Source organism: Kitasatospora sp. NPDC059817, from assembly GCF_042731835.1.
Classification (GTDB): Bacteria; Actinomycetota; Actinomycetes; order Streptomycetales; family Streptomycetaceae; genus Kitasatospora.
Map to the genome: position 1 here is coordinate 1 of NZ_JBHWIR010000283.1, position 5,690 is coordinate 5,690.

At 73.8% G+C, this 5,690-nt stretch carries 5 protein-coding genes and 1 pseudogene; 4 read left to right on the forward strand and 2 right to left on the reverse strand.

Annotated features, from left to right (window positions below):
* Positions 1-1,429 (forward strand): annotated as a pseudogene (locus ACFV61_RS33300) (hypothetical protein); the annotation flags it as partial.
* A gap of 10 nt (positions 1,430-1,439) precedes the next feature.
* The gene (locus ACFV61_RS33305) at positions 1,440-2,204 is read left to right on the forward strand and encodes a metallophosphoesterase (RefSeq protein ID WP_380495774.1); all 765 of its coding nucleotides are present in this window, start codon (positions 1,440-1,442) and stop codon (positions 2,202-2,204) included.
* A gap of 24 nt (positions 2,205-2,228) precedes the next feature.
* On the opposite strand, the gene ACFV61_RS33310 is transcribed toward ACFV61_RS33305, so the two are convergent.
* Positions 2,229-2,579: a hypothetical protein gene (locus ACFV61_RS33310; protein WP_063350184.1), complete on the reverse strand. Its 351-nt coding sequence runs from the start codon at positions 2,577-2,579 to the stop codon at positions 2,229-2,231.
* A gap of 174 nt (positions 2,580-2,753) precedes the next feature.
* Complete coding sequence (locus ACFV61_RS33315; RefSeq protein WP_380495777.1) at positions 2,754-3,449, reverse strand: FadR/GntR family transcriptional regulator; 696 nt, start codon at positions 3,447-3,449, stop codon at positions 2,754-2,756.
* A gap of 166 nt (positions 3,450-3,615) precedes the next feature.
* Here ACFV61_RS33315 and ACFV61_RS33320 point away from each other — a divergent pair, with 166 nt between their 5' ends.
* Together ACFV61_RS33320 and ACFV61_RS33325 are read left to right on the forward strand one after the other, a co-directional pair.
* Positions 3,616-4,182 (forward strand): gluconokinase, encoded by a 567-nt coding sequence (locus tag ACFV61_RS33320; RefSeq protein WP_063350186.1) that lies wholly within the window; start codon positions 3,616-3,618, stop codon positions 4,180-4,182.
* 2 nt (positions 4,183-4,184) lie between these two features.
* Positions 4,185-5,573 carry a gluconate:H+ symporter gene (locus tag ACFV61_RS33325; protein ID WP_380378590.1) on the forward strand — a complete coding sequence of 463 codons (1,389 nt, stop codon included), beginning with the start codon at positions 4,185-4,187 and terminating at the stop codon, positions 5,571-5,573.
* Positions 5,574-5,690 lie beyond the last annotated feature (117 nt).

Here is a 5,690-nt window from a genome sequence, read left to right on the forward strand (position 1 = left end):
GGACCTGGTCGCCACCATCGAGGCCCGCTCCGCCGCCGCCAGCGAGCAGCTCGGGCGTCTGCGCGGCGAGGCCGAGCGCTCCGCCCCCGCCGACGGCGAGGCGCACACCGAACTGCCCGAGGACCTCGTCCCCGCCGACCCCGAGCACGCCCAGGTCCTGCTGCGCACCGCCACCAGCCGGCTCGCCGAACGCCGGGAGGCCCTGGACGCCGCCCGCACCGCGCACGCCGACCTGCAACGCACCTTCGACGCCGCCCAGTCGGCCGCCGCCGACTTCGACGAACTCGCCGGCCAGCTGCGCGACGGCCTGCGCGAGCAGCAGGAGGACGACGGCCAGTCCGCCGAGCCCTACCTCGGCTCGCTGCCGGAGGCGCGCGGCACCGCCGCCGAGGCCCGCCGTACCCTGCGCACCGCCGCCGGCGAGCTGTCCTCCGCCGAACTCGCCGTCCGCGACGCCTCCGACGCCCTCGTCCGGCACGCCAACGCCGCCCGCTACGAGGCCGTCCGCACCCCCGCCCGCCAGCAGATCCGCGAACTGCCCGCCGCCGCGCTGCCCGAGCACGCCGCCGCCTGGGCCGCCGCCTTCGCGCCCCGGCTGCGCGTGCTGACCGACGAACTCGCCCAGCTGGAGCGCAACCGCGGCTCGATCGTCGACCGCCTGCGCGGCCTGGTCGAGTCCTCGCTCACCACCCTGCGCGCCGCCCAGCGGCTCTCCCGGCTGCCCGAGGGCCTGGGGGAGTGGTCCGGCCAGGAGTTCCTGCGGATCCGCTTCGAGGACCCGGACCACGCCACCCTGGTCGAGCGCCTCGGCGAGGTCATCGACGAGGCCACCCGCGCCGCCGTCCGCAAGAACAGCGACCTGCGCCGCGACGGCATGTCCCTGCTGCTGCGCGGGGTCGCCGCCGCGATGGGCCCGAAGGGCGTCAGCGTCGAGATCCTCAAGCCGGACGCGGTGCTGCGCGCCGAGCGGGTCGGCGTCGGCCAGATGTCCGACGTCTTCTCCGGCGGCCAGCTGCTCACCGCCGCCATCGCGCTGTACTGCACGATGGCCGCGCTGCGCGCCAACGACCGCGGCCAGTCCCAGCTGCGGCACGCCGGCACGCTGTTCCTGGACAACCCGATCGGCCGCGCGAACGCCACCTACCTGCTGGAGCTCCAGCGGGCCGTGGCCGACGCGCTCGGCGTCCAACTGATCTACACCACCGGCCTGTTCGACACCACCGCGCTCGCCGAGTTCCCGCTGGTCATCCGGCTGCGCAACGACGCCGACCTGCGGGCGGGCCTCAAGTACATCTCGGTCGAGGAGCACCTGCGCCCCGGTCTGCCCGCCCCGCAGGACCCGGACGGCCCGGCCATCCACGGCGAGATCACCGCCACCCGGATGTTCAAGCGTCCGGCCGAGGTTCCGGCGCAGTCCTCAACTGACTAGCGTGGCGTGCATGCTGACGATCGCGCACTTCAGTGACATCCACCTCGGGCAGGAGCACCGCCGGGACGGCGGCAGGCGCGCCCGGCGGCGGGCCGGGCAGGTGATGGCGTACCTCGACGCCCTGCCCGGCCCGCTGGACGCCGTGCTCGTCACCGGGGACCTCGCCGACCACGGCCTGCCCGCCGAGTACGAGCAGGTGGCCAAGGTGCTGGACTCCCGGTACCCGGTGCTCATTTGCCCCGGCAACCACGACCGCCGGGCGCCCTACCGGGAGGTGCTGCTCGGCGAGGCCCCCGCGGACGGCCCGGTCAACCGGCTGCACCGACTGCCCGGTGCCGACGTGCTGATGCTGGACTCCTCGATCCCCGGCCGCGCCGCCGGCTGGGGGGCCGTGGAGCTGTGGTCGGGGTGGTCCGCCTCACGGGCGGCCGGCCGCGCCGACCTGCCGGCGCTGGTGGCCTTCCACCACCCGCCGGCCGTCCTGCACCTGCCGAACGTCGACCCGATCCGCCAGTTCGGCGAGGAGGCGCTGGGCGCGGTGCTGGCCCGGCACCCCCGGGTGGCCGGCCTGCTCTGCGGCCACTCCCACACCGGCGCCGCCACCACCTTCGCCGGACTGCCCCTGCTGGTCGCCCCGGGTGTGGTCTCCACCGTCACGCTGCCCTGCGAGGGCGGGCCCGGCATCTCCTTCACCCAGCCGCCGATGCTCGCCTTCCACGTCCTGGACGACACGGGCCGGCTCACCACCCACTACCGGGCCGTCCCGGGGGACTGATCCGCAGTGTCGGCCGCGGGTGTCCTACGCGGCCGGCAGTCGCGGCTGGCGCTGTGGCCCGCCGGGGCGGGGGAGCGGCCGGGCGGCCAGCGGGTCGGGCGCCCGGCTGCCCGCCATCGGGTGCGCGGAGCCGGGCGCGCGCTGCCGCTGGGCGGCGACCTGGCGCGAGATCAGGATCTCCAGCAGGCACCACATCGTGCCGAACACCCCGAGCCCCATCGTCATCAGCGCCGGCGTCATCAGCCAACTGTCCGCGTACGAGGCGAGCGTGGCGACGACCACGCCGACCAGGGTGAAGGACAGGCAGAGCACCGCCCGGACGGCGGCGGCGCGCACCTCGTCGGGCAGGCGGCGACGGCGGCGTGGCACGGACATCGATCGACCCCCAGGCGCGGACTCGGCGGCGGACACGGGACGGGCGCACGCGAAACGCGCCCCCTCGCCTCACTCTGCCCCGCCGAACCAGGACTATGCGTCCGAATCCACCGAACTGCCGTCAAAGCGCGTGATCCGGGCAGCCGGCAGCGGGCGGCCCGCCGCCGGGGGAGGTCAGCCCAACTGCTGGTTGAGCTCCTCCAGGGCGCCCGCCACGATCGTCCGCATGGCCTGCTCGGCCTGGACGGCGTCCCCCGCGCAGATCGCGTCGGCGACTTCGCGGTGCAGCCGGATCGCGTACGGCTCCGGCTGATGGGGCATCAGATGGTACTCGGTCCGCCCGGTGAGCACCGCCCCCACGGTGTCGCCGAGGTGGGCGAACATCTCGTTGCCGGAGGCGCGCAGCACGGTGGCGTGGAAGTCGATGTCGTGCCGGAGGAAGGTGGTGAGGTCGGCGGCCCGCGCCGATACGGTCAACTCCACGGCCAGTGAGCCGAGTTGGCGCCGTTCGTCGTCGCTCGCGTGTACCGCGGCGAGCGCGGCCGCGGCCGGTTCGACGGCCACCCGCAGCGAGCCGAGCGAACGCAGCTGGGCCGAGCGGTCCGCGCCGGCCAGCCGCCAGCGGATCACCAGCGGGTCGAAGACGTCCCAGAGCGACCTGGGCTGCACGGTGATCCCGACCCGCCGCCGGGACGCCACCAGGCGCATCCCCTCCAGGATTCGCACCGCCTCCCGGACGACCGTCCGGGACACCCCGAACCGCTCCTCCAGTTCCTCGCCGCGCAGCACCGCACCCTCGGGAATCTCCCCCGACGCGATCGCGGGCCCGAGCTCGTCAAGCAGCCGACCGGGCAGCCCCTGGATCTCCATCCGCCCAGCGTAGACGCCCACCCCGCCGCCACCACCGGCGCGTACCGGGTCCCGCGCCCTGCGATCTACCCCACAGCTCAAAAGTATGACGATTTGGTTTCCACCACTTGAATACGTCATATCTTTGAGGCGATAGTGGCGGCCAGGCAACGAAGGAGCACCACCCATGGCTCTCAGCGTCGAGAACCACGACTTCCCGGCAGTGACACCGGCGGGCCCTCTCACCATCGTGGTGATGGGCGTCTCCGGTGTCGGCAAGACCACCCTGGCCCGCCTGCTGGCCGAACGACTCGACCTCCCCTACGCGGAGGCGGACGACTTCCACCCGGCGGCCAACATCGCCAAGATGTCGGCCGGCATCCCGCTGGACGACGAGGACCGCGCGCCCTGGCTGCGCGCCCTCGGCGCCTGGCTCAAGGAGCGGGCCGAGGACGGCACCGGCGGCGTGGTCACCTGTTCGGCGCTGAAGCACCGCTACCGCGACACCCTGCGCGCGGCCTGCCCGGGTGCCTACTTCCTGCACCTCAGCGGCGGTCACGAGCTGGTCGAGGACCGGCTCGCCCACCGCACCGGCCATTTCATGCCGCCGTCGCTGCTCGACTCCCAGTACGCCGCCCTGGAACCCCTGGGCGCGCACGAGCGCGGCGCCGTCCTGGACGTCGGTCCGTCCCCCGAAGAACTCGTCGAGATGGCCGTGGCGCTGCTGCGGCCGGTCAATGGAGACCTCGCGTGAGTATGTCCCCCACTCTGCTCGCGGCCGCCCCACCGGCCCTGCCGCACACCAGCAGCGACTCCCAGCTGCTGATCGCGGTCCTGCTCAGCATCGGTGTGATCGTCCTACTGATCACCAAGCTGAAGCTGCACCCCTTCCTCGCCCTCACGCTCGGCTCCGGCCTGCTGGCCGCCGTCGCGGGCGCCCCGTTCGACAAGCTGCTCAACAGCTTCTCCACGGGCTTCGGCTCCACCGTGGCCGGCGTCGGCCTGCTGATCGGGCTGGGCGCGATGCTCGGCAAGCTGCTCGCCGACTCCGGCGGCGCCAACATCATCGCGGACACCGTGCTGGCCCGGTCGGGCAACAAGGCGCTGCCCTGGGCGATGGCGCTGATCGCCGCCGTCCTCGGCCTGCCGCTGTTCTTCGAGGTCGGCGTCGTCCTGCTGATCCCGATCGTGCTGCTGGTCGCCCGCCGCGGCAACGTGCCGCTGATGCGGATCGGCATCCCCGCGCTGGCCGGCCTGTCCGTGCTGCACGGCCTGGTGCCCCCGCACCCCGGCCCGCTGGTCGCCGTCGACGCCCTGAAGGCGGACCTCGGCATCACCCTGGCGCTCGGCCTGCTGATCGCCGTGCCCACCCTGATCGTGGCCGGCCCGCTGTTCTCCCGGCTGGCCGAGCGCTGGGTCGGCCCGCTGGAGATCCCGAAGGCCACCGCCCCCGAGGAGAGCGCCAAGCCCGAGCACACCCCGTCCTTCGGCGCGGTGCTGGCGACCATCCTGCTGCCGGTCGTGCTGATGCTCGGCAAGGCCCTGACCGACGTGGTGATCGACAACCCGAAGGCGTTGGGCCAGCGGGTGTTCGACTTCATCGGCTCGCCGCTGATCGCGCTGCTCGCCGCGACTCTGCTCGGCATGCTGACCCTCGGCAAGGCGGCCGGCTTCGACAAGGCGCGGATCTCCGACACCGTCGGCAAGTCGCTCGGCCCGATCGCCGGCATCGTGTTCATCGTCGGCGCCGGCGGTGGCTTCAAGCAGACCCTGATCGACGTGGGCGTCGGCAACGCGGTGAGCGAGTGGTCCGGCAAGTGGCACATCTCGGCGCTGCTGCTCGGCTGGCTGATCGCGGTGCTGATCCGCCTGGCCACCGGCTCGGCGACGGTCGCCACCATCACCGCCGCCGGCATCGTCGCCCCGCTCGCCGCCGACATGTCCTCCACCCACGCGGCCCTGCTGGTCCTGGCGATCGGCGCCGGCTCGCTCTTCCTGTCGCACGTCAACGACGCCGGCTTCTGGCTGGTGAAGGAGTACTTCGGGATGAGCGTCGGGCAGACGCTGAAGTCCTGGTCGGTGATGGAGACGGTGATCTCGGTCGTCGCCATCGCCCTGATCATGCCGCTCAGCCTGATCATCTAGGCCGGACAGCGCCTGGCGCCGCCGACATCCGCCGAGGGGGCGGGCCCCGCTCCGCCCCCGGCCGGCCCCCCCGCGCGGGGCGCGCGCGGCGGCCCCGCCCCGCCCCCCCCCCCCCCC

Bases quoted from the DNA above. Each gene is read 5' to 3' on its own strand.
- ACFV61_RS33315 (WP_380495777.1), bottom strand. From the start codon at position 3,449: ATGGAGATCCAGGGGCTGCCCGGTCGGCTGCTTGACGAGCTCGGGCCC.
- ACFV61_RS33305 (WP_380495774.1), top strand. From the start codon at position 1,440: ATGCTGACGATCGCGCACTTCAGTGACATCCACCTCGGGCAGGAGCAC.
- ACFV61_RS33310 (WP_063350184.1), bottom strand. From the start codon at position 2,579: ATGTCCGTGCCACGCCGCCGTCGCCGCCTGCCCGACGAGGTGCGCGCC.
- ACFV61_RS33325 (WP_380378590.1), top strand. From the start codon at position 4,185: ATGTCCCCCACTCTGCTCGCGGCCGCCCCACCGGCCCTGCCGCACACC.
- ACFV61_RS33320 (WP_063350186.1), top strand. From the start codon at position 3,616: ATGGCTCTCAGCGTCGAGAACCACGACTTCCCGGCAGTGACACCGGCG.